This is a genomic window from Enterobacter sp. 22466 (assembly GCF_052044775.1).
GTDB classification, from domain to species: Bacteria; Pseudomonadota; Gammaproteobacteria; order Enterobacterales; family Enterobacteriaceae; genus Enterobacter; species Enterobacter dissolvens.
Window position 1 is genome coordinate 257,444 of sequence record NZ_JBQENX010000004.1, and the last position, 22,054, is coordinate 279,497.

The following is a 22,054-nucleotide window of genomic DNA, read 5'->3' on the forward strand; positions in this document are numbered from 1 at the left end:
GTTTGTTGGTATATAACACCTTAAATAAATTCGCAAGTTTTTTGAACGTCTGGCCAAATAATATATGAATCATTTCAGTAACTGTGAAAAAAAGATTGGACGTGCAGATATTGCTAAAAATGAAGAGGAATTATCTATTATTCTTCCGGATGATTTCATTTCACATTATCTGCAATTTAATGGTGGCACTCCTGAGAAAAGTTGGTGGGCCGATGATGAAGATTTTGAACCAGTAGAGGTGGCTGGGTTTAAACCGTTTATTTATAATAGTCATACAAATGATGACCCAAGATCTTTAATTGATGGTTGCTATATCAGCATGTTGGATAGGCAAGTGATCCCTGAAAACCTTTTTCCCTTCGCAAATGATTGGGGAGGAAATTTCTTCTGTCTGGATTTAGATAATTACTCAATTGTATACTTTGCTACAGATTCTTTTGATGAGTATTTGACTATGCAAGAGAATCACATAAAACTTCAAAGATATCTGACAAACTCATTTTCCAACTTTGTTAATGGATTAGTAACAGAAGAAGATCTTTCTTAAGAAACCATTAAATGTAAGAAATCTATTCACTGCAATTTATAAGGGTAAATGTAAATTGAATAAGATGCCAGATAATTCGATTATTGTTATTGATGTGGCTGGGACTAGTATAAAAATACGTGTTTTGGGAAGTGGTTTAATTATGAAAATGCAGATGATAGGTTTTTCATTAAAAGATGAATTAATGGTTATACCTGTAATCGACGAACAGGATAAGCAAAGAATAATAAGACTGTTAGTTGACGAAGGTGCTCTTTTTTTATTTGGATATGGTTGGTATCCATCAGAATTAATAGAGTATTATCAAGAACAAAACATCAAATTTGGTAAATATAAAATTATATACTGGAGTGATAGAGATACATACCATATAGAGGAAAGATAACCCTCATAAAATAAATCCTGGAGAGCACTTATCAACCATTTTGATAATCTTCAAAGTACAGGATGAAAAAATACTTTTGTTTTACTGGCTCAAGGTTTTTTTACCTAAAATTCAATAAGTCAAAGGAAGTAAATGTTGTCTGTAGTTTCACAGTTCAACAACATGGCTTGTATGATTGGTTTTAGTCCTATGATATGGAGCATAACGTGTTGTCTTGATGAGAACCTGCGCACTGCGAATTCCGAGATTGTTCGGCGATAGACCTGGAACGCTACTTGAACCGTTTACTAAAGCATACCCTGAAAAAGACCAGGGTAATGTTCAACAGCTGCATGCTGAAAAAAGAGTTATTAATTACGACAAAATTGATATTTTCCCAGAGGAGCCATGATAAATTTGCAATCTTATAATGAAGTGTTGGGCTTTCTGGAGTTATTTTTTCAAAAATATATTCTTGATTATAATTGCCTCCTGGATATGCAATCTATTTTAGAGGGTTGTCGAAAAGAAAAAACGGTGGCTATTCGAGCTATAGACTCATGCTTTATGGTATATAGACGGAAGACTCAAGATTATAGAGTCCTTACTCATGAGGAACAGGAGATATGGCGGCAGTTGTTCAATGTATGGCAATAAACTTTTATAAGCAAAACTGGCAAGATTGTTATTTCAATTAATATCCTGTATTGTTTTACTAAGGTTATGCTATTACCATCGACATCAGGAGGTAATCTCTTTTTTTGTATGATAGTATAAATCCGGAGTAAAAGCGATGACAGAAAAAGAGTTACGAGAGAATCTTGTTTATTTAATGAAAAAATATGTTCGGGAAAGCCAGCAGGAAGCTTTTTATGAAGACATATCAATGCATGAAGTGCCAGTAAAAGGTATTTTAGCTGAATTTAATAAAGTCAAAACAAGAACTGTTGATGAAGTGGATGGAGATTTGATACGTGATATTTATTTTTATTTTTGCTGACTAACATTTAAATGGAAAATTACTTTACTTAGGTGGTTTGTGACATTTTTTTGGACGATGAACAGGTTGATGCCTCTGACAGGATAAATGACTCTTGACTCGTCCCAATCCTTATCTGTGAAAAATAGTAAAAAGATTAATTACAGCTTTTAATTTATATATCACGCATTACGCTTGATGTCTTTCTTTTAATTTTATTCACTAACTGTTCGCCGCTGATGATAATCTACTCTAAGGGGCGATTGAGAAAATAACCCATTACCGTCTGCTGCACGGATGCACGGGAACGTGCCGATGGTTTGAGTCTACAGCGACCAGGACAGCTACGATCCGCTGGCGCGTATTGACGGCGATGATGCATCGGCGATCTTCTGGTTCCATTGCCAGCCCAACGGCATGCCGGAGCGGATAGTGGATATCGAAGGGCAGGTGCGCTGGGAAGGGGGGAACAGTGCCTGGGGCAAGCTACTGCGCGAGAGCGAGACGCAGGGATCAAGATATTCCCAGAACATGCGGATGCAGGGGGAACTCCTGTATCGTGAGACAGGGTTGCACGACAATCAGTTTCGGTATTTTTTGACCTGGCCGATTACTCTGAGGTACAGAAATAAAGAGAGATGACAGCGCGGTTGCATGGATCGGATATAGACACTGCACTTTCAATAGACTCCTTCACAAGGTGATTCGTGGTGGTTTGATGCATGAAGGAACGTGAAATCTTTCTGAAAGGACTTTTAAGAGGCTACATTGAGGTGATGTTACCATGATAAATGATCATAAGCTTATTGATTATGCGCGAGAAAAAATACCGAATGAATATAGTTCTTCTTTAAATAAAAATAATAATCTTCAATGTGCATCATTTATAAACAATACTCAAGATGAGTTGCGAATAATGAAAGCGCATAAAAATAATACAAAACTTACAGGGTTGAAGGTAGAAGGTCTTGATGAATTAATTATTGCTCTTGAAAATTTTGATGAAGAAACTGTCTTAGTAATTAATATCCGAGCTAAGTTATTTTCCTTTAAAATTTATTCAGATAAAAATAATGCTCTACTGGGTGTTGTAATCCTTAAGTTAAAAAAGAAAACCGACGAAGATATTCGATTTGGGCGAGATGTTCTTGGCATTACGACTCCTCTTCCTGACATAGAAAATGATTAGTCTTTATTGCTTAAACTGGTGTACAGACCAACCAGAATCTCCATGCGTAGCGTTCCGGTATGAATTTACGCCTTGCATACATGGCTCCTTTGGAAAATGGAAACACAGTTTTAGGCGCATACCAGAAATTGGATATGCTAAAATAAATCGGAATAAGAAATCAGAGAAGCCGGTCATGAATTACGATTCATATAATGAAGTACTAGATTACCTCAATGTTTTTTTCAACGAAAGAGTGAATTCATCAATTTATTTAGAAAAACTAATGACTTTGATTGAAGGATCTCGCTCTGAAAAAACGGTGATGATAAGAGCTATTTATGAAACATACATGCAGTATGTAAAACAAAATAGAGATGGCATAAAAGTTAGCGCAGGGGAAAAAGAAATGTGGATTGACTTATTGCACCATTGGCAATAAGACTTTATTGTTATGCGCATGTAATTGTAAATGTTATAACAAATGTAATTTGTACACGGAAAATACTCGTCATATGGTTGTTATCATGTTAAGTAGAATATATCATAAGATCTTGTTAGACAGTCAAAAGTAAAGCAGGGGAACATGATTGCATTAAATTTAAATCCGATTACCGGTGATCTGAAATTTGATGATCTGCCTTTGGAAATGGATACTGAAGAAGGCTTTTGTAAGAGTGGTTTATACCACGAATTAATCAAGCGAAAAGCTGTAAATAAAACCATGCCGAATCACTACCTTGTTGACTCAGTAGCGTTTTTCGACAAAGAATTTCAAGTTACTATACGTCCAGTGTGCTATGGATTTCCTTTTATGCTTCATCTTGTTGATAAAAATAGTCAATACTATAACGCATTAAATGACTGGAATGCGCGAACTAATATTCATATGCTTAATGACTCAGTGAAAAGCTTGTCTGATTGGCTGAAAGAATCATTAAACCTGGAAACGCCTGATACCACGGAAACAGACATGATGAGATGGCGCTTTGAATGGGGACGGGTTTCCGTCTCATATGAGATAAAATCATTTAATCATGGGGTATATATAGTTTGGAATATAACATAGTCACTTTCAGATAAGGTGGTTTAGATATGTTAGAAATGCATTTTGATGTTAATAGTGGCTTAGTGGCCATTGATAACCACCCCCTTGAATTAAAGAATTTAGAGACGTTTAAAAATTCGGAGTTTTACAAGTTATTCTCGCCATTTACGACAATAGGCCATTATTACTTCTCTATTGATAATATAGACTGGAAAGATCAAACTTTCATTTTGGAACTGAGGCCTTCAGTGTTTTCTTTTTCCCCTTCAATATTCCTTACAAGTAAGAATGGAAATTTTTATAAAACTTTAGGAGATTGGAATAAAAGAGCCAATTTGAGTAATTTATCTGAAGAAGAACAACGCTTGACAGCATGGATTGAGAGTGAAATAACCTCACATCCCAAACTTAAAATTATCACTCCCCCATATGGAATTCAATGGGATCATGAATGGGGAAGAATTATTGTACAGTCAAATGAAAAAAGCTTCGATTGTGGTATTTATATCGAATGGAATGTTTGATTAAATAATGTTAGTGATTAATAAATCGCCCCGTCTTCTTCTCACTTTACTTGTCTATTAATAAATTCAAAACTTTAAAAGAAATGAAAATAACTAATCGACTGAAAAAGAAAATATTAGTCCTGGATGGCATAGATAATGACTTTATAGATTATGGCACAGAAATAGCATGCCCTGAATGCGAGGGTGTAATAATCTATTCCATCGTGAACTCATATGAGTTCGACTTGCTTTCTGAAGAGGTAAAATACTTCCTGGTTAAGAAAATGAGAGGTGTGAAGTTCGTCAGTGATAATAATATATATATTTACGATGACAGCCAACTAAATGTTTCGCAAAACACATGTTCAAAGTGTTTAAAAGAGTTTTCTACTGTATTAACGTATAAAGAAGTGCAGCCAGCCCGATACCGGGTTTATCTTGTGGGGCTTTTTGAAGGTGATTTGAAACAGCTCAAACTTTAAAATTTGAGGTTTGCCAATGATTGAAAATCTCATTTGTAGTAAAGAGAATGACCTGCTTCAATGGGCATGTGGTGAAAGTAACATACTGGTTAATATGCCATTTTTAGACTATGCAATGGTCGACTCAACACGCCAGTTAGTCTTTGCGTTAAGCGAGCCAAAGCCATTATAAACCGTTTTGACCATCTTCAATGCTCAGGGCGACAAACTATTTTGGTCTGCACCTCCTGAAGGCGCGACTTTCTATTACTTAACATTCAACCTGTCAAAGGAAGTGGTCGTTGTCTGTAGCTATCCAGCAAAAAAAAACGGCTGGCATGATTGGTTTTACTCCTGGGATATGACGCGTAACGCGTTGTCTTGCTCAGGCCCTGCATATTAAGATCAAATGCGCCCAAAATGATAACAATAACCGGGTGGCAAAAGAGGGACTGCATAATCAATTCCAACAAGCGGCTTAAAACACAGCTGAGAGGCAAAGCATGAGCACAGTTTATATTGTCATTTTAACCTATATCAAACCACTCGAAGAGATTGATGCAGCGATACCAGCGCATGTTGAGTGGCTAAAAAAAGGGTATGCAGAGGGGATTTTCCTCGCATCCGGAAGACGGGTCCCGAGAAACGGTGGTGTCATTCTCGCTAAATGTGAGAGTCTTGCCTCACTTGAAGAGCGACTACGCGAGGATCCGTTTCAAAGGTTAAAGCTTGCGACTGCTGACATTATTCCTTTTGAACCCAGCATGAAAACAGAACGCTTAGCCAATGTGTTCTGACCCCGCAATAAAAAAATCCACGCCAAAGCGTGGATTTTTTTCATTCATACCGACTCAGACGTTAAACAGGAAGTTCATCACATCGCCATCTTTAACGATGTAGTCTTTCCCTTCAGCACGCATCTTGCCGGCTTCTTTCGCGCCTTGCTCACCCTTGTAGGTAATGAAGTCTTCGAACGCGATAGTCTGCGCACGGATAAAGCCTTTCTCGAAATCGGTGTGGATCTTGCCCGCAGCCTGTGGAGCCGTTGCGCCAACAGGGATAGTCCATGCACGCACTTCTTTCACGCCAGCGGTGAAGTAGGTCTGCAGGTTGAGCAGGGCATAACCTGCACGGATAACGCGGTTCAGACCCGGCTCTTCCAGACCCAGCTCGGCCATGAACTCGTCACGCTCTTCGTCATCCAGCTCAGCGATATCGGCTTCTACAGCGGCACAAACCGGAACAACGACAGAACCTTCTTTCTCGGCGATAGCACGCACCTGATCGAGGTACGGGTTATTTTCAAAACCGTCTTCGTTCACGTTGGCAATGTACATGGTTGGTTTCAGCGTCAGGAAGCTCAGGTAGCGGATAAGCTCTTTCTCGTCTTTGCTCAGGTCCAGTGAGCGCAGCATACCTGCGTTTTCCAGCTGTGGCAGACATTTTTCCAGCACCGCTAATTCGGCTTTGGCGTCTTTATCGCCACCTTTGGCTTTTTTGGAGATACGGTGGATCGCACGTTCGCAGGTATCCAGATCCGACAGCGCCAGCTCGGTGTTGATGACATCAATATCTTCCGCCGGGTTTACTTTGCCCGCTACGTGGATAATGTTGTCGTTCTCGAAGCAACGCACCACGTGACCGATCGCTTCGGTTTCACGGATGTTGGTCAGGAACTGGTTACCCAGACCTTCACCTTTGGATGCACCCTTCACCAGGCCCGCGATGTCCACGAACTCCATGGTGGTTGGCAGAATGCGCTGCGGCTTCACGATTTCCGCGAGCTGGTCCAGACGCGGGTCAGGCATTGGCACAACGCCAGTGTTAGGTTCGATGGTACAGAACGGGAAGTTCGCCGCTTCGATACCCGCTTTGGTAAGCGCGTTAAACAGGGTGGATTTGCCCACGTTTGGCAGACCGACGATACCGCATTTGAATCCCATTTCTAAATCACCTTAATATCTTGATAATCAATCCGTTAACGATAACCGACTGATGAAAAGTAAATAACTACGCCTATTATACACGTAACCCGCCTACCGCGCGGTAAAAATGCCGTATCGGGCAGATTATTGCGCTTTGAAAGCATGTAAGCGATTTGTCGCTTTGGTTAACCCATCTTTGAGCCAGATTTCAGTGCAGCGCGCCGCTTCGTCTACCGCCTCATCAATCAGTTTCTGCTCAGAAACCGGGGGCTTACCCAGCACAAAACCAACAACTTTGTTTTTATCGCCCGGATGGCCGATTCCCACGCGCAAACGGTGAAAATTCGGGTTATTACCCAGCTTGCTGATGATATCTTTCAGACCGTTGTGTCCGCCATGGCCGCCGCCCAGTTTAAACTTTGCCACGCCTGGCGGCAGGTCCAGCTCATCGTGAGCAACCAGAATCTCATCCGGATTGATGCGATAAAACGTCGCCATTGCCGCCACGGCCTTGCCGCTCAGATTCATAAAGGTGGTCGGCACCAGCAGGCGCACATCCGCACCGGCGAGATTGATACGTGAGGTATACCCGTAAAATTTTGGTTCTTCACGCAGGGGAGCACGTAACCGTTCGGCCAGCAGATCAACGTACCAGGCCCCGGCATTGTGGCGGGTTGCAGCGTACTCTGCGCCTGGGTTGGCGAGGCCGACAATCAGTTTAATCGTCACGATTCAATTCCTAATGGGTTCCAGATCTGGCGCGTAGTTTACTGTCTGGCGCGCCGCTTGACAAAATTCTGCGACCTTAACAGCGAAATACGAATAATTACTTATATGAACAATTAGAATTTCAAGCTGTTCAATGCGTTATTTGTAAATTTTTGTTTGGGAGTAATCTGTAATTGTGATCATTCACGCAACTCATAAAAGTGGCGTTGTCTATACTTTACACACAAGGAATAGGGATTTATTCCCTACAACCCAAAGTTCCGGAGGTGACATATGAAACGCAAAAACGCTTCGTTACTCGGTAACGTGCTGATGGGGTTGGGGCTGTTTGTGATGGTAGCCGGTGTGGGTTATTCAATTTTAAACCAATTGCCGCAGCTTGATCTCCCACAATACTTCGCGCATGGCGCGGTATTAAGCATCTTCCTGGGGGCGGTATTGTGGCTCGCCGGGGCGCGTGTGAGCGGTCATGAAGAGGTGTGTGATAAATACTGGTGGGTGCGCCATTACGACAAACGCTGCCGCCGCGACCAGCATAAGCACAGCTAGTGCGCAGACAATAAAGAACACTGAAACGACTCCTGATGGAGTCGTTTTTTTTTGCCTCAGGGGTTGACCCTCACGTAACGTAAGGCACCAGAGTGGCGGCACTGGCAAAATAAAAGGAGCAGTTATGTTGATTCAGGTGGGTGAACTGGCAAAACGGGCCGGGATCACCGTGCGCACATTGCATCACTATGAGCAAACAGGGTTATTGCTGCCTTCTGCCAGAAGTGCGGCAGGCTACCGGCTTTATAATCTGGCGGATGTACAGCGCTTGCATATGATTCAGGCACTGGCAAAAGCGGGGCTGGAGCTTGCTGAAATCAGGGATTTTCTGGAGCAGGAGTCGCTTTCGTTAACGGAACTCCTCGATGCGCAAATCACTCTTCTGGATAAACAGCTGCGCAGCATTAACACGCTGCGCGACAGGCTGGTGGACTTGCGCACCGGGCTTACCGGCGATGAAACGCCCGATCTGGAATCCTGGCTACAGACTCTGGAGTTAATGAATATGTACGATCGCTGGTTTAGCAAAGAAGAGTTACAGCAACTGCCGTTTGCGGTGCAGAAAGATGCGCTTGCGGCTGTCTGGTCAGGGCTGGTTACCGAGGCCAACACGCTGCTGGAACAGCACATACCCGTTTCTGACCCGCGAGCGATGGATCTCGCGACGCGCTGGATGGAGCGCCTGGAGCAGGACACTGCCGGCAAGCCGGAGTTTCTCACCCGGCTGAACGAGATGCACAGCGTCGAGCCGCAAATGCGTGAGCAAACGGGCATCACCGCAGAGATGACCGACTACATCACGCGGGCGTTTGCCGAATCGAAGCTGGTCATCTGGGAGAAATATCTCTCTGCCGATGAGATGGCTTTTACCCGGAAACATTACTTTGACCGCATGATGGAGTGGCCGCCGCTGGTGGCGAAGCTGCACCAGGCGCAGCGGGAAAATCTCGACCCCGCCTCTGACGAGGCGCAAAAGCTGGCTGAAACCTGGCTGGCGTTGTTTCAGTCATACGCAGGAACAAACCCTAAGACGCAGCAAAAGTTTCGTGCTGCTATGCAGCAGGAGCCGCATCTGATGAAAGGGACGTGGATGACGCCTGCTGTGCTTGAATGGCTCCAGCAGGCGATAGGGATAATGATGCAGAGACGTTTCTCCGCATCAGATGAATCACAGATCCGCTAACGCGGCGTCGCGGTTGGGATAGAAGGCAAGGCGGCCAGGGATCGGCTGCACGCCAGCGCGCGCCATGGTGCGCAGCGGCTGAAATTCCAGATTACTCACCCGCAGTTCGCAGCCTTCTGGCAGACGTTTTACAAAGCGCTGGAAGGCGTCCAGTCCACCGGCGTCCAGCACCGGTACGGCATCCCATTTCAGCACCACAATCCGTTTGCCCGCAATGCGGGATTCCAGATCGCTGAACAGGCCTTCCGCCGCAGCGAAGAACAGCGGACCGATCACCCGCAGCACCAGCACATCATCAGGCACCTCCACGTTTACCGGGGAAAGGCGCGTCATCTGCGCGATCCGGCGCATAAACAGCAGAGAGGCCAGCACGATGCCGACGCTGATGGCGATCACCATATCGAACAGCACGGTCAGTGACATACAGATCAGCATGACGATGATGTCGTCTTTCGGTGCGCGACGCAGCAGGTTCACCACCTTATGCGCTTCGCTCATGTTCCAGGCCACCATCAGCAGCAGGGCGGCCATGGCGGAGAGCGGCAGCCAGGAGAGCAGCGGCGCGAGGATCAGCAATGCGAGGATCACTAGTACGGAGTGGATAACCGCTGAAACCGGTGAGGTTGCGCCCGCGCGCACGTTGGCTGCAGAACGGGCGATAGCCGCGGTGGCCGTAATACCGCCAAAGAACGGGGCAATGAGGTTACCTAAGCCCTGGCCGACCAGCTCGCTGTTGGCTTTGTGCTTGGTACCGGTCATGCCATCGAGCACTACGGCGCAGAGCAGAGATTCAATCGCCCCCAGCATCGCCATGGAAAAGGCGGCGGGCAGCAGTGCGCGCAGCGAATCCCAGCTTAAGGTAAAGCTGGAGCCGGGCAACTCCCACGGCAGAACGAGCTGCGGTAACAGTTGCGGAATACCGCTGCCCTGAGAACCGTCCGCCAGAACATAGTGGAACTGCGAACCGATGGTGGCGACATGTCCACCCAACAGGTTGACGATGGCCATCACCACACAGCCCAGCAGCAACGCGGGCAGGTGGCCAGGCAGACGAATGCCTAAGCGCGGCCAGACGATGAGCGTACCCAGCGTAACGATCCCGATGGCGGCATCGCCCAGGTTGGCCGTGGGCAGTGCCATAAACAGCGCTCCCACTTTCTGTAGATAGTGCTCAGGGACGTGAGGCATCTGCAGCCCCAGGAAATCTTTGATTTGCATCGTCCCGATGGTGATGCCGATCCCGGAGGTGAACCCCAGCGTGACGGAAAGGGGAATATATTCAATCAACCGGCCAAAGCGGGCCAGGCCAAAGAGAATCAAAAAGAGGCCAGACATGAGCGTGGCAACCAGCAGGCCTGCCAGACCAAACTGCTGTGATACCGGATAGAGGATCACCACAAAAGCAGCGGTTGGGCCGGACACGCTGAAACGCGAACCGCCCGTGAGGGCAATCACGATCCCGGCGACGGCCGAGGTATACAGGCCATACTGTGGAGCCACGCCGCTGCCAATCGCCAGCGCCATGGCCAGCGGAATGGCAATAATACCAACGGTGATCCCGGCAATCAGGTCACGGATAAAGCGTGACGAGGTGTATTTCTCTTTCCAGCATGCGTCGATGAGGGCGCGAAAGGGCAGAACATGTGAGGAAGTGATGTTTTTCACAATTATCTATCATCCGTATGCGCATCATCTGTCATATCAATGGCAGGTGAAGGAGGCATTAATCATACAAATAAAACCCAGAGACAAAAAAACCCGCCGCAGCGGGTTTTTCGGCCGTGTTCGATTAGTGTTCGAACATTGCAGAGATGGATTCTTCGTTGCTGATACGACGAATCGCTTCGGCCAGCATCCCGGACAGGGTCAGGGTACGCACGTTTGGCAGCGCCTTGATCTCGTCACTCAGTGGGATGGTATCGCATACCACAACTTCGTCAATGACGGAGTTACGGAGGTTGTTTACCGCGTTACCGGAGAAGATCGGGTGAGTCGCGTACGCGAACACGCGCTTGGCACCACGCTCTTTCAGCGCTTCAGCGGCTTTACACAGCGTACCGCCGGTATCGATCATGTCGTCAACCAGCACGCAGTCACGGCCAGCGACGTCACCGATGATGTGCATCACCTGAGAAACGTTAGCGCGCGGACGGCGTTTGTCGATGATTGCCATGTCGGTATCGTTCAGCAGCTTAGCGATAGCACGGGCACGTACCACGCCGCCGATGTCCGGAGACACCACAATCGGGTTGTCCAGGTTCAGCTGCAGCATATCTTCCAGCAGGATTGGGCTGCCGAATACGTTATCAACCGGGACGTCGAAGAAGCCCTGGATCTGCTCTGCGTGGAGGTCAACGGTCAGTACGCGGTCAACGCCAACGCTGGACAGGAAGTCCGCGACAACTTTAGCGGTGATTGGCACACGCGCGGAACGGACGCGACGGTCCTGGCGGGCATAGCCAAAGTAAGGGATTACAGCAGTGATACGGCCTGCAGAAGCGCGGCGCAGGGCATCGACCATAACAACCAATTCCATCAGGTTGTCGTTCGTTGGAGCACAGGTGGACTGGATGATGAAAATATCACCACCGCGTACATTTTCGTTAATTTGTACGCTGACTTCGCCGTCGCTAAAGCGACCTACAGCGGCGTCGCCGAGGGAAGTGTACAGGCGGTTGGCAATACGTTGTGCTAGTTCCGGGGTGGCGTTACCAGCAAAAAGCTTCATATCAGGCACGAGAAGAACCTCAGGCATGCGTCCAGTGGTGGATAGCGTTCGCCGCAAACTGTGCGGGGCCAGGCGAAATGCTATCCAGGCGGTGTATTAAAGAGCGCGATGCAACGTCTGGAACAGGGTGACGTTGTCACCGAAACTCAGTCTGCGCCAGAATGGCCTGCTGTAGGGGGGAGGTGTTCATCCCGCGCGCTACAAAACCATGCAGCCAATCCGGCGCTTGCTCAAGCACCTGACGAGCGGCGGATTCGGTGTCAAATTCAGCAAAGACACAGGCCCCTGTACCAGTCAGGCGCGACGGCGCGTATTCTAACAGCCAGGAAAGCGCCGCATCAACCTCGCGAAAACGTTTTCTTGCGATAACCTCGCAATCGTTGCTGAATTCACAATTTAATAACGTTTCTATTGACCGCGCCGGGGTATTGCGTGGCAGCTCAGGATCTTTGAAGATGACCGGAGTCGGAATGCTGACGCCCGGATGGGCTACGAGGTACCATTTTTCTGGAGGTTCAACCGGGGAGAGGATTTCACCCACCCCCTCAGCAAATGCAGCATGACCGCGCACAAACACCGGGACATCCGCCCCCAGCGTTAACCCTAACGCGGCCAGTTCATCCGTCGACAACCCGCAGCCCCAGAGATGATTCAGGGCGACCAGGACGGTCGCGGCATTGGATGAACCGCCACCCAGCCCACCGCCCATCGGCAGACGCTTCTCAACGCGAATATCCGCACCGCTCCCGGCGGGCAAGCGCCCGGTGTCAGCCGCTGCGCTCATCAGCAGACGCGCGGCGCGCACGATCAGGTTATCCTCATGCTCCACGCCTTCCACCGGCGTCAACAGACAAATCTGCCCGTCCTGACGCAGCTCAATAGCGAGCGTGTCGCCATAATCGATAAACTGAAACAGCGTCTGCAGGGTGTGATACCCGTCAGCACGTTGGCCGGTGATATATAAAAACAGGTTCAGTTTTGCCGGAGAGGGCCAGTGGGTCATCATTTAACGATCCAGTTGTCCATTTTCAGCTTGATGCGCTGGCTACCCTGTGTCAGCTCCATATTCGATGGCAGCGACGGTTTACTGTTGCTGTCATAGGCGCTGTACACCACTTTCCAGGTTTTACCGTTCTGCGTGTAGTTCACCTGGCTCAGACGATACTGATCGTCCAGGGTGTAGTCGGTGGCGTCACCCGGCAGGCCCAGGATCCACTGGCGCAGGCTGTTCAGCGGGATAGGCATTCCGGTCAGTTTGCCAATCATCTCTTCCGCGTCGGTGGCGGTGTAGTGCTGGCCTTTGTTATCGGTGATCTGCGCTTCACCCGGCTTAGCGTTGAGTTCCAGCTCGGTGCTGCCCAACGGGTTCAGCAGCAGCAGGCGGTAGTTATCCTGCCCCGTTTGTTGCCAGAAGAAGCGGGCATACACTTTTTGTTCATCGGAGAGATAAGCAAACGCGCCGCGGGTCTGGTACTGGCTTAAATTACGTACGTCCTGCTGGTGCTGACGCCACTGTGGTGAGTCAGGGCTTTTGCCCGGGCCTTTTGGTTGAGTGACGGAACATGCGGTCAGAACCAGTGCTGCCAGCGGCAGCAGGCGAATCAGTCGGGTCATAATGAGGACAAATCCTTGAGATACGTTGCAGTTATAACTGTTAATGCTAGCGTCGAAGGGTGTCACCGTCTACGTTCAAATTATCTCAAAGCGTTGAGTAACCTATTACTCCGAAAGGGGGCAGTCTCTTTTATTGATCTCGCGCATCCTGTATGATGCGTCTTGCTAACCTTATTAACGCTGGTACTACTCCCGCTCAACATGACCCTATTAGCACTCGGCATTAACCACAAAACCGCCCCGGTTTCGCTGCGAGAACGCGTCACGTTTTCGCCTGATACGCTCGACCTGGCGCTGGATAGTCTGCTTGCACAACCGATGGTGCAGGGCGGCGTGGTGCTCTCGACGTGCAACCGTACCGAGCTTTACTTAAGCGTGGAAGAGCAGGATAACCTGCATGAAGCGCTGATCCGCTGGTTATGCGACTACCACAATCTCAACGAAGACGAGCTGCGTAAGAGTCTTTACTGGCATCAGGATAACGATGCGGTGAGCCATCTTATGCGTGTCGCGAGCGGTCTGGATTCGCTGGTACTGGGAGAGCCGCAAATTCTCGGCCAGGTTAAAAAAGCGTTTGCCGATTCGCAAAAAGGGCATCTGAAAGCCAGCGAGCTGGAGCGTATGTTCCAGAAGTCTTTCTCCGTGGCGAAGCGTGTGCGAACCGAAACCGACATTGGTGCCAGTGCGGTTTCTGTTGCGTTCGCGGCCTGTACCCTTGCACGTCAAATCTTCGAATCCCTGTCGACCGTCACCGTCATGCTGGTCGGCGCGGGCGAAACCATTGAGCTTGTGGCGCGCCATCTGCGCGAGCATAAAGTGAAAAAGATGGTTATCGCCAACCGTACCCGCGAACGTGCGCAGGTACTGGCAGACGAAGTCGGGGCCGAGGTGATTGCGCTGAGCGAGATCGACGAACGCCTGAAAGAGGCGGACATCATCATTAGCTCGACGGCCAGCCCGCTGCCGATTATCGGTAAAGGGATGGTAGAGCGCGCGCTGAAATCCCGTCGTAATCAGCCAATGCTGCTGGTGGATATCGCCGTTCCGCGTGATGTCGAGCCGGAGGTTGGCAAACTGGCTAACGCCTATCTCTACAGCGTGGATGACCTGCAAAGCATCATTTCGCACAACCTTGCCCAGCGTAAAGCGGCAGCGGTGCAGGCGGAAACCATCGTCGAGCAGGAAACCAGTGAGTTTATGGCCTGGCTGCGCGCGCAAAGCGTCAGCGAGACCATCCGCGAATATCGCGGTCAGGCGGAGCAGGTGCGTGATGACCTGACTGCCAAAGCGTTAGCGGCTCTGGAGCAGGGCGGCGACGCGCACGCTATTATGCAGGATCTGGCCTGGAAACTGACCAATCGCCTGATCCATGCACCAACCAAATCACTTCAGCAGGCTGCCCGTGACGGGGACGATGAACGCCTGACTATTCTGCGCAACAGCCTCGGGCTGGAATAGCGCCCTATACCCATTTTCTATTACAAGGTGCACTTACGCCTATGAAGCCTTCTATCGTCGCTAAACTGGAAGCTCTGCACGAGCGCCATGAAGAAGTTCAGGCGCTGCTCGGCGATGCCGGGACAATTGCGGACCAGGAACGTTTTCGCGCACTGTCGCGTGAATATGCGCAGTTAAGTGATGTTTCAAAATGCTTTACCGACTGGCAACAGGTTCAGGAAGATATCGAAACCGCGCAGATGATGCTCGACGACCCTGAAATGCGTGAAATGGCGCAGGAAGAGCTGCAGGATGCCAAAGCGCGTTCAGAAGAGATGGAGCAACAGCTGCAGGTGCTTCTGCTGCCGAAAGATCCGGATGATGAGCGTAACGCATTTGTGGAAGTCCGCGCCGGAACGGGCGGTGATGAGGCGGCACTGTTCGCCGGAGACCTGTTCCGCATGTACAGCCGTTACGCCGAATCGCGTCGTTGGCGCGTGGAGATCATGAGCGCCAACGAAGGCGAGCACGGTGGTTTTAAAGAGGTGATCGCCAAGATCAGCGGCGACGGCGTGTACGGCCGTCTTAAGTTTGAATCCGGCGGTCACCGCGTGCAGCGCGTGCCGGCTACTGAATCCCAGGGTCGCATTCACACCTCAGCCTGTACGGTGGCGGTGATGCCGGAGCTGCCGGAAGCGGAACTGCCGGACATCAACCCGGCCGATCTGCGTATCGATACCTTCCGTTCTTCCGGGGCGGGTGGTCAGCACGTTAACACCACCGACTCCGCCATCCGTATTACCCACCTGCCAACCGGCATTGTGGTGGAGTGTCAGGACGAACGTTCTCAGCACAAAAACAAAGCCAAAGCGCTGTCCGTGCTGGGCGCGCGTATCCACGCGGCGGAAATGGCCAAACGCCAGCAGGCAGAAGCGTCAACCCGTCGTAACCTGCTGGGCAGCGGCGATCGTAGCGATCGTAACCGCACCTACAACTTCCCGCAGGGCCGCGTGACCGACCACCGCATCAACCTGACGTTATACCGTCTGGATGAGGTGATGGAAGGCAAGCTCGATATGCTGATTGAGCCTATCGTGCAGGAATACCAGGCCGACCAACTGGCGGCGCTGTCCGAGCAGGAATAATGGATTTTCAGAGCTGGTTACGCCAGGCCACCGGCGCGCTCTCTGACAGTGAAAGCCAGAAGCGCGACGCCGAAATTTTGCTGGAATATGTGACGGGTAAAGCCCGCACGTATCTGCTGGCCTTCGGTGAAACCGAACTGACCGCAGAGCAGGAGGCGCAGCTGGCCGCGCTGCTTGCCCGACGTCAAGCTGGCGAGCCGGTGGCGCATCTGGTCGGGGAGCGTGAATTCTGGTCATTACCGCTTTACGTCTCCGCGGCCACTCTGATCCCGCGTCCGGACACCGAATGTCTGGTCGAACAGGCGCTGGAACGGTTACCGGCGGAACCCTGCGAGATCCTCGATCTTGGTACCGGCACTGGCGCGATTGCGCTGGCGCTGGCCAGCGAACGTCCGGACTGTGACGTCACGGCCGTTGATGTGATGCCCGATGCTGTGGCGCTGGCGAAGCGTAACGTGGCACGTCTCGAACGTCATAACGTGACGGTGCTGCAGAGCCGCTGGTTTAGCGCGCTGGCAGGCCGCTCCTTCGGGATGATTGTCAGTAATCCTCCTTATATCGACGAACACGACCCGCACCTGGCGCAGGGCGATGTTCGCTTTGAACCGTTGACGGCGCTGGTCGCGGGCAATGCTGGACTGGCCGATCTGGAACACATTGTGACAACGTCACGACAACACCTCCTGCCCGGCGGCTGGCTGCTGGTGGAGCATGGCTGGACGCAAGGGGAAGCCGTGCGTGCGTTATTCACTGACGCGGGTTTCCACGCCGTCGAAACCTGTCGCGACTACGGCGGCAACGACCGTCTGACGCTGGGACAGTGGTCATGAATTCGGGCTATCTGCCATTTACGGATAAAGGCACATGGCTGACTGAGAGGCCGTTTGGCGTTATCATCTACATCGTTTTGGGTTTTATCGCGTCTGGACGTCGTTGTACGCGCAGTCGTTACTGGGGTAAGTCATGAGGTCCTTAGCCGATTTCGAATTTAATAAAGTGCCGCTCTGCGATGGGATGATCCTGATTTCGGAGATGATTCGCGACGATTTTACGTCGCAGTATGTCTACGATGAGCTGGAGAATCTGGTCAGCCTGGCGCGCGAAGAGATCAATCAGGCGCGTCCGCAGGACTGGCAACTGGAGAAGCTGCTGGAGCTTTTCTACGGCGAGTGGGGTTTCTGCGACACGCGTGGCGTGTATCGCCTGTCTGACGCATTATGGCTGGACCAGGTCTTAAAAAATCGTCAGGGCAGCGCCGTTGCGCTGGGCTCTATTTTGCTGTGGATCGCGCACCGTCTGGATATTCCACTGGTGCCGGTCATTTTCCCGACGCAGATGATCCTGCGTGCCGAGTGGCTGGACGGGGAGATGTGGTTAATCAATCCGTTTAACGGCGATACGCTGGATGAACATACGCTGGATGTCTGGCTGAAAGGTAATATCAGCCCGGTGGCCGAGCTCTTTAACGAAGATCTCGACGAGGCCGATAACGCCGAGGTTATTCGCAAGCTGCTGGATACGCTGAAATCTGCGCTGATGGAAGAGCGGCAGATGGAGCTGGCCTTGCGCGCCAGCGAAGTGCTGCTGCAGTTTAATCCGGAAGATCCGTACGAAATTCGCGACCGCGGGCTAATTTATGCCCAGCTCGACTGTGAGCATGTGGCGCTGAACGATTTAAGCTATTTCGTCGAGCAGTGTCCGGAAGATCCGATCAGCGAAATGATCCGCGCGCAGATCAACGCGATCTCGCACAAACAAATTACACTGCATTAATCTTTATTCCGATTCACACTTAAATAAGGCGATCAAATGAAACAAAAAGTGGTTAGTGTTGGCGATATCAAGGTGGCAAACGACCTGCCGTTCGTGCTGTTTGGCGGTATGAACGTGTTGGAATCCCGCGATCTTGCCATGCGTATCTGCGAGCACTACGTGACCGTGACCCAGAAGCTGGGCATCCCGTACGTGTTTAAAGCCTCTTTTGACAAAGCCAACCGCTCTTCCATTCACTCATACCGTGGCCCGGGCCTGGAAGAGGGGATGAAAATTTTCCAGGAGCTGAAGCAGACCTTTGGCGTGAAAGTGATCACCGACGTTCACGAGGCGTCTCAGGCGCAGCCTGTGGCTGACGTGGTTGACGTTATTCAGCTGCCAGCGTTCCTGGCTCGTCAGACTGACCTGGTGGAAGCGATGGCGAAAACGGGTGCCGTCATCAACGTGAAGAAGCCGCAGTTCGTGAGCCCAGGCCAGATGGGGAACATCGTCGATAAGTTTATCGAAGGCGGCAACGACAAGGTTATCCTGTGCGACCGTGGTTCCAACTTCGGTTACGACAACCTGGTTGTCGATATGCTGGGCTTCACCGTGATGAAAAACGTCTCTAACCAGTCTCCGGTGATCTTCGACGTGACCCATTCTCTGCAGTGCCGCGACCCGTTTGGCGCCGCGTCTGGTGGCCGTCGTGCGCAGGTGACCGAACTGGCGCGCGCCGGTATGGCGACCGGCCTGGCGGGTCTGTTCATTGAAGCACACCCGGATCCGGCGAATGCGAAATGTGACGGTCCATCCGCGCTGCCGCTGGACAAACTGGAGCCGTTCCTGAAACAGATCAAAGCGATTGACGATCTGGTGAAGAGCTTCGACGAGCTGGATACCAGCAACTAATAAAAAACCCGCTTCTGCGGGTTTTTTGTTTCTCCCTCTCCCTTGAGGGAGAGGGTTGAGGTGAGGGCATCAGCCCGCACCAGATAAAACTAGGCAAATATCGTCATCAAATACGCCACAAACAGCGCCATATGCGCCGCGCCGTTGAGTACATTGGTGCGCCCGGTTGAGAACGAAATCTGACACAGCAGCAGTGATGCAACCATCACAATCATCTCCGGCGCGCCCAGCGCAAACTGCAGTTCGTTACCGGTCATAAAGGCAATCAGCGTCACCACCGGAACGGTAAGCGAAATGGTCGCCAGTACCGAGCCGAAGAACAGGTTCATGGCACGCTGTACCTGATTGTTCAGCACCGCTTTCAACGCGCCCAGCCCTTCAGGCGACAGGATCAGCAGCGCTACCAGGAAGCCGGTAAATGCCACCGGGGCATTCAGCTCGGTTAACAGCGTCTCCAGCGGATTGGCGTTCATCTTGGTGACGGCGATAACCGCAATCAGATGTACGATCAGCCAAACCGTGTGCCAGGCGCTGCTGTGGGCGGACGGTTTGCCGTGGTGCGGGTCATCGTCATCGCTGTCATCTTCATGCTCGTACACAAACAGGCTTTGGTGCGTTTTGGTCTGAATCAACAGGAACACGCCGTACATGGCGGCGGAAATCAATGCGACCAGCAGCGCCTGACCGGTGGAGAAGTTCGCGCCCGGCAGTGCCATCGGGAAGACCAGCACAATAATCGCCAGCGGGAACAGGGCGATCAGATACTGTTTGATACCAAACAGATTCATATACTGTGTGGCGAATTTACGGCCGCCCAGCAACAGTGAGAAGCCCACCAGACCGCCCGTCACAATCATAATGATGGAATAGAGCGTATCGCGCATCAGCGTGGGTGCGGCATCGCCGGTCGCCATGAGCGCGGAAATGAGGCTGACCTCAAGAATCACAACGGAAAGGCTGAGAATTAATGAGCCGTATGGCTCGCCCAGGCGGTGGGCTAAAACGTCTGCATGGCGAACCACACTAAAGGCGCTGGTTAAAATCCCCACCAGCGCAAGAATATTGATACCAACCACCACTGGCAGTGACTGACTGCTTCCCCAGAAGAGCAGCACAGCCAGTGCCAGAACCGGGAAAATGAGTGACGTCTCCTTGTGGCGGGTCTTTACCGCCTCGTGTGCTGCTGTCATGTGCTTCTCCATCAATGCAGGTGCTTGTAATTATAGATAGAATTTTGAGGTCGTTACATTATCAGATCTCTGTTAAATACCCCTTATATTTTACTTAATTTTACCCTAATCATGTTTTTATTCTCCTGATGCTCATAATGTCACGTTTGTGGTAATTATATATTAAATAACATGTAATTAACTTTTATCGCTATTCAGAATTTATCATTGACTGGCAGCCTGCGGCATCGTCGTCCACACTTATCTCTTTAAGCAAAAGAGAGGTTAGTGATGCCATATAAAACGAAACGCGAATTACCCGATAACGTGCAAAACGTACTGCCTGCACATGCGCAGGATATCTATAAAGAGGCGTTTAACAGCGCCTGGGATCAATACAAAGATAAAGACGATCGCCGGGACGATGCCAGCCGGGAAGAGACGGCGCATAAAGTGGCCTGGGCGGCAGTAAAACATGACTACGAGAAAGGAGACGATGATAAATGGCATAAAAAGAAATAGCCGTAAAATAATAAGCTGCCTTCATTTTGACTTTTCAGGCGGTTGAACTGCCGTTGTATTGCAACTGGCCCGCGAATTGCTTATCGTTATTCAACTGCTGGCAAAATGACCAGTAGATAATGCCGGGAAGGTGAATTACAGATGTCGCAAGGAAGCATGCAGTGGCGGAGGTGTAAAGTGTTAACGCGTGATTTCTTAATGAAGGCAGATTGTAAGACGGCATTTGGTGCTATTGAGGAATCGCTTCTCTGGTCAGCTGAACAACGTGCGGCGTCGCTCGCTGCCACGCTTGCCTGCCGCCCGGATGATGGCCCGGTATGGATTTTTGGCTACGGTTCGCTGATGTGGAACCCGGCTCTGGAATTTGTCGAATCGGCGACAGGTACGCTCCCGGGGTGGCATCGCGCGTTTTGCCTGCGATTAACCGCCGGACGCGGAAGTGCCTGTCAGCCGGGACGTATGCTTGCACTGAAAGAGGGCGGACGCACCACGGGGGTGGCGTATCGCCTGCCGGATGCCACGCTCGAAGAGGAGCTGACGCTGCTCTGGAAGCGCGAGATGATCACCGGCTGCTATATGCCAAGCTGGTGCAAGCTGGAACTTGATGACGGACGCACCGTCAACGCGCTGGTGTTTATTATGGATCCGCGCCATCCGCTGTATGAAGCGGATACCCGTACGCAGGTGATCGCGCCGTTGATTGCGGCAGCCAGCGGACCGCTCGGCACAAATGCGCAGTATCTGTTTTCTCTCGATCAGGAACTGACGCGCCTCGGCATGCAGGACGAGTGTCTGAATGAGCTGGTGGCGAAGGTGAAAGCGTTGCTGGAAGGAAATCCGCTGAATAACCCGCTGCGTCCGGGTTTTGCCTGATAATACGCCCGGCTGCGAGAGTGCAGACCGGGCGTTTGTTTTTAAGCGGCCACGTAGCTGACAGAGTGTTCGAGTGACTGACTATGGCTGTCAATCAGGACATCCCAGGTGCCGGTATAAGGGACGGTAAGCCATGCTTTGTCGTCCTGCACGGTCAGGATATCCGCCTGCGATTGTTTTTGTGCTTTCGCACTCATCAGATGAATACGGCATTGCTCAGAGCAACGCACCACTATCGTATCCCCGCCAAACAGTTTCAAACTTGTTTTTACCAGTGCCATTTATTTACCCCGTAGTCTTAAACAACGCTCTCCCTGCTGCCATTTCCGAGCGTGATGTTGTTCACAATTCACTCATTGCATAACACCAAAGGGGGAGAGTCGGGATGCTGATTTTGATCAAAAAATGGCATAACGTTTAAACAAAAATGACAAAATCCCTGA

Annotated in this window: 25 protein-coding genes and 2 pseudogenes; 19 read left to right on the forward strand and 8 right to left on the reverse strand. The window is 50.3% G+C overall.

Translation table 11 applies throughout. The features are described 5' to 3' along the window. The first annotated feature begins 64 nt into the window (after window positions 1-64). From ACTJJI_RS13415 to ACTJJI_RS13455, 9 genes and pseudogenes are all read left to right on the forward strand, one after another. Window positions 65-547 (forward strand): SMI1/KNR4 family protein, encoded by a 483-nt coding sequence (locus tag ACTJJI_RS13415; protein ID WP_014832293.1) that lies wholly within the window; start codon window positions 65-67, stop codon window positions 545-547. Window positions 548-611: 64 nt separating this feature from the next. Further along, window positions 612-932 carry a hypothetical protein gene (locus ACTJJI_RS13420; protein WP_014832292.1) on the forward strand — a complete coding sequence of 107 codons (321 nt, stop codon included), beginning with the start codon at window positions 612-614 and terminating at the stop codon, window positions 930-932. Window positions 933-1,704: 772 nt separating this feature from the next. After that, on the forward strand, window positions 1,705-1,911 hold the full coding sequence (locus ACTJJI_RS13425) for a hypothetical protein (RefSeq protein WP_014832289.1): 207 nt from the start codon (window positions 1,705-1,707) through the stop codon (window positions 1,909-1,911). Window positions 1,912-2,187: 276 nt separating this feature from the next. Further along, window positions 2,188-2,487 (forward strand): annotated as a pseudogene (locus tag ACTJJI_RS13430) (RHS domain-containing protein); the annotation flags it as partial. A gap of 187 nt (window positions 2,488-2,674) precedes the next feature. Beyond that, entirely contained in the window at window positions 2,675-3,079 is a 405-nt protein-coding gene (locus ACTJJI_RS13435) for a hypothetical protein (RefSeq protein WP_440654412.1), read from the forward strand. 175 nt (window positions 3,080-3,254) lie between these two features. After that, a complete protein-coding gene (locus ACTJJI_RS13440) occupies window positions 3,255-3,500 on the forward strand; it encodes a hypothetical protein (protein ID WP_014832286.1) in 246 nt (81 codons plus the stop codon). Window positions 3,501-3,644: 144 nt separating this feature from the next. Further along, on the forward strand, window positions 3,645-4,127 hold the full coding sequence (locus ACTJJI_RS13445; RefSeq protein ID WP_050861336.1) for a hypothetical protein: 483 nt from the start codon (window positions 3,645-3,647) through the stop codon (window positions 4,125-4,127). A gap of 26 nt (window positions 4,128-4,153) precedes the next feature. Beyond that, entirely contained in the window at window positions 4,154-4,630 is a 477-nt protein-coding gene (locus ACTJJI_RS13450; protein WP_050861335.1) for a hypothetical protein, read from the forward strand. 946 nt (window positions 4,631-5,576) lie between these two features. Continuing rightward, entirely contained in the window at window positions 5,577-5,870 is a 294-nt protein-coding gene (locus ACTJJI_RS13455) for a YciI family protein (protein ID WP_014832282.1), read from the forward strand. Window positions 5,871-5,924: 54 nt separating this feature from the next. On the opposite strand, the gene ychF is transcribed toward ACTJJI_RS13455, so the two are convergent. Both ychF and pth read right to left on the reverse strand, forming a co-directional pair. Continuing rightward, window positions 5,925-7,016: a redox-regulated ATPase YchF gene (gene ychF, locus ACTJJI_RS13460; protein WP_013096225.1), complete on the reverse strand. Its 1,092-nt coding sequence runs from the start codon at window positions 7,014-7,016 to the stop codon at window positions 5,925-5,927. A 126-nt stretch (window positions 7,017-7,142) separates the two neighbouring features. After that, the gene (pth, locus tag ACTJJI_RS13465; protein WP_013096226.1) at window positions 7,143-7,727 is read right to left on the reverse strand and encodes an aminoacyl-tRNA hydrolase; all 585 of its coding nucleotides are present in this window, start codon (window positions 7,725-7,727) and stop codon (window positions 7,143-7,145) included. Window positions 7,728-8,000: 273 nt separating this feature from the next. Here pth and ychH point away from each other — a divergent pair, with 273 nt between their 5' ends. Further along, window positions 8,001-8,276, forward strand: a complete 276-nt coding sequence (gene ychH / locus ACTJJI_RS13470; RefSeq protein WP_013096227.1) for a stress-induced protein YchH — start codon at window positions 8,001-8,003, stop codon at window positions 8,274-8,276. Window positions 8,277-8,400: 124 nt separating this feature from the next. Beyond that, entirely contained in the window at window positions 8,401-9,459 is a 1,059-nt protein-coding gene (locus tag ACTJJI_RS13475; protein WP_047361547.1) for a MerR family transcriptional regulator, read from the forward strand. Here ACTJJI_RS13475 and dauA read toward each other — a convergent pair. From dauA to lolB, 4 genes are all read right to left on the reverse strand, one after another. Beyond that, on the reverse strand, window positions 9,445-11,124 hold the full coding sequence (dauA, locus tag ACTJJI_RS13480) for a C4-dicarboxylic acid transporter DauA (protein ID WP_440654416.1): 1,680 nt from the start codon (window positions 11,122-11,124) through the stop codon (window positions 9,445-9,447). The two genes, ACTJJI_RS13475 and dauA, sit on opposite strands and share 15 nt — an antisense overlap. A 124-nt stretch (window positions 11,125-11,248) precedes the next feature. Continuing rightward, window positions 11,249-12,196 (reverse strand): ribose-phosphate diphosphokinase, encoded by a 948-nt coding sequence (gene prs, locus ACTJJI_RS13485; protein ID WP_003856663.1) that lies wholly within the window; start codon window positions 12,194-12,196, stop codon window positions 11,249-11,251. 127 nt (window positions 12,197-12,323) lie between these two features. After that, window positions 12,324-13,193: a 4-(cytidine 5'-diphospho)-2-C-methyl-D-erythritol kinase gene (gene ispE, locus ACTJJI_RS13490; RefSeq protein WP_440654418.1), complete on the reverse strand. Its 870-nt coding sequence runs from the start codon at window positions 13,191-13,193 to the stop codon at window positions 12,324-12,326. After that, entirely contained in the window at window positions 13,190-13,801 is a 612-nt protein-coding gene (lolB, locus tag ACTJJI_RS13495; RefSeq protein WP_013096231.1) for a lipoprotein insertase outer membrane protein LolB, read from the reverse strand. The genes ispE and lolB overlap by 4 nt, the downstream gene beginning before the upstream one ends. Before the next feature lie 201 nt (window positions 13,802-14,002). On the opposite strand from lolB, the gene hemA reads away from it, so the two are divergent. The 6 genes and pseudogenes from hemA (at window position 14,003) to kdsA (ending at window position 19,047) form a co-directional block, all read left to right on the forward strand. After that, window positions 14,003-15,259: a glutamyl-tRNA reductase gene (gene hemA, locus ACTJJI_RS13500; protein WP_047361552.1), complete on the forward strand. Its 1,257-nt coding sequence runs from the start codon at window positions 14,003-14,005 to the stop codon at window positions 15,257-15,259. 41 nt (window positions 15,260-15,300) lie between these two features. Next, a complete protein-coding gene (gene prfA, locus ACTJJI_RS13505; protein WP_013096233.1) occupies window positions 15,301-16,383 on the forward strand; it encodes a peptide chain release factor 1 in 1,083 nt (360 codons plus the stop codon). Next, complete coding sequence (gene prmC / locus ACTJJI_RS13510) at window positions 16,383-17,213, forward strand: peptide chain release factor N(5)-glutamine methyltransferase (protein WP_440654421.1); 831 nt, start codon at window positions 16,383-16,385, stop codon at window positions 17,211-17,213. The genes prfA and prmC overlap by 1 nt, the downstream gene beginning before the upstream one ends. 5 nt (window positions 17,214-17,218) lie before the next feature. Then, window positions 17,219-17,332: pseudogene (locus ACTJJI_RS13515) on the forward strand (siroheme synthase); the annotation flags it as partial. Window positions 17,333-17,346: 14 nt separating this feature from the next. Beyond that, window positions 17,347-18,156, forward strand: a complete 810-nt coding sequence (gene sirB1 / locus ACTJJI_RS13520; protein WP_014832276.1) for an invasion regulator SirB1 — start codon at window positions 17,347-17,349, stop codon at window positions 18,154-18,156. Window positions 18,157-18,192: 36 nt separating this feature from the next. Continuing rightward, complete coding sequence (gene kdsA / locus ACTJJI_RS13525; protein WP_083021453.1) at window positions 18,193-19,047, forward strand: 3-deoxy-8-phosphooctulonate synthase; 855 nt, start codon at window positions 18,193-18,195, stop codon at window positions 19,045-19,047. A gap of 89 nt (window positions 19,048-19,136) precedes the next feature. On the opposite strand, the gene chaA is transcribed toward kdsA, so the two are convergent. Beyond that, window positions 19,137-20,237, reverse strand: a complete 1,101-nt coding sequence (gene chaA, locus ACTJJI_RS13530; RefSeq protein WP_014832275.1) for a sodium-potassium/proton antiporter ChaA — start codon at window positions 20,235-20,237, stop codon at window positions 19,137-19,139. 270 nt (window positions 20,238-20,507) lie between these two features. Between chaA and chaB the strand changes: the two genes are divergently transcribed. Both chaB and ACTJJI_RS13540 read left to right on the forward strand, forming a co-directional pair. Beyond that, a complete protein-coding gene (gene chaB, locus ACTJJI_RS13535; protein ID WP_014832274.1) occupies window positions 20,508-20,738 on the forward strand; it encodes a putative cation transport regulator ChaB in 231 nt (76 codons plus the stop codon). 177 nt (window positions 20,739-20,915) lie between these two features. Continuing rightward, complete coding sequence (locus ACTJJI_RS13540; protein WP_013096242.1) at window positions 20,916-21,611, forward strand: gamma-glutamylcyclotransferase; 696 nt, start codon at window positions 20,916-20,918, stop codon at window positions 21,609-21,611. 41 nt (window positions 21,612-21,652) lie between these two features. Here ACTJJI_RS13540 and ACTJJI_RS13545 read toward each other — a convergent pair whose 3' ends face one another. After that, window positions 21,653-21,892, reverse strand: a complete 240-nt coding sequence (locus ACTJJI_RS13545) for a hypothetical protein (protein ID WP_440654425.1) — start codon at window positions 21,890-21,892, stop codon at window positions 21,653-21,655. Window positions 21,893-22,054: the final 162 nt, after the last annotated feature.

Excerpts from the sequence above, each read along its gene's own strand:
- ACTJJI_RS13450 (WP_050861335.1), top strand. The coding sequence starts at position 4,154 with ATGTTAGAAATGCATTTTGATGTTAATAGTGGCTTAGTGGCCATTGAT.
- ACTJJI_RS13435 (WP_440654412.1), top strand. The coding sequence starts at position 2,675 with ATGATAAATGATCATAAGCTTATTGATTATGCGCGAGAAAAAATACCG.
- ACTJJI_RS13545 (WP_440654425.1), bottom strand. The coding sequence starts at position 21,892 with ATGGCACTGGTAAAAACAAGTTTGAAACTGTTTGGCGGGGATACGATA.
- ACTJJI_RS13475 (WP_047361547.1), top strand. The coding sequence starts at position 8,401 with ATGTTGATTCAGGTGGGTGAACTGGCAAAACGGGCCGGGATCACCGTG.
- hemA (WP_047361552.1), top strand. The coding sequence starts at position 14,003 with ATGACCCTATTAGCACTCGGCATTAACCACAAAACCGCCCCGGTTTCG.
- ychH (WP_013096227.1), top strand. The coding sequence starts at position 8,001 with ATGAAACGCAAAAACGCTTCGTTACTCGGTAACGTGCTGATGGGGTTG.
- ACTJJI_RS13415 (WP_014832293.1), top strand. The coding sequence starts at position 65 with ATGAATCATTTCAGTAACTGTGAAAAAAAGATTGGACGTGCAGATATT.
- ACTJJI_RS13440 (WP_014832286.1), top strand. The coding sequence starts at position 3,255 with ATGAATTACGATTCATATAATGAAGTACTAGATTACCTCAATGTTTTT.
- ACTJJI_RS13425 (WP_014832289.1), top strand. The coding sequence starts at position 1,705 with ATGACAGAAAAAGAGTTACGAGAGAATCTTGTTTATTTAATGAAAAAA.
- lolB (WP_013096231.1), bottom strand. The coding sequence starts at position 13,801 with ATGACCCGACTGATTCGCCTGCTGCCGCTGGCAGCACTGGTTCTGACC.
- chaB (WP_014832274.1), top strand. The coding sequence starts at position 20,508 with ATGCCATATAAAACGAAACGCGAATTACCCGATAACGTGCAAAACGTA.
- ACTJJI_RS13455 (WP_014832282.1), top strand. The coding sequence starts at position 5,577 with ATGAGCACAGTTTATATTGTCATTTTAACCTATATCAAACCACTCGAA.
- sirB1 (WP_014832276.1), top strand. The coding sequence starts at position 17,347 with ATGAGGTCCTTAGCCGATTTCGAATTTAATAAAGTGCCGCTCTGCGAT.
- ispE (WP_440654418.1), bottom strand. The coding sequence starts at position 13,193 with ATGATGACCCACTGGCCCTCTCCGGCAAAACTGAACCTGTTTTTATAT.
- prmC (WP_440654421.1), top strand. The coding sequence starts at position 16,383 with ATGGATTTTCAGAGCTGGTTACGCCAGGCCACCGGCGCGCTCTCTGAC.
- prfA (WP_013096233.1), top strand. The coding sequence starts at position 15,301 with ATGAAGCCTTCTATCGTCGCTAAACTGGAAGCTCTGCACGAGCGCCAT.
- kdsA (WP_083021453.1), top strand. The coding sequence starts at position 18,193 with ATGAAACAAAAAGTGGTTAGTGTTGGCGATATCAAGGTGGCAAACGAC.
- ACTJJI_RS13420 (WP_014832292.1), top strand. The coding sequence starts at position 612 with ATGCCAGATAATTCGATTATTGTTATTGATGTGGCTGGGACTAGTATA.
- ychF (WP_013096225.1), bottom strand. The coding sequence starts at position 7,016 with ATGGGATTCAAATGCGGTATCGTCGGTCTGCCAAACGTGGGCAAATCC.
- chaA (WP_014832275.1), bottom strand. The coding sequence starts at position 20,237 with ATGACAGCAGCACACGAGGCGGTAAAGACCCGCCACAAGGAGACGTCA.
- ACTJJI_RS13445 (WP_050861336.1), top strand. The coding sequence starts at position 3,645 with ATGATTGCATTAAATTTAAATCCGATTACCGGTGATCTGAAATTTGAT.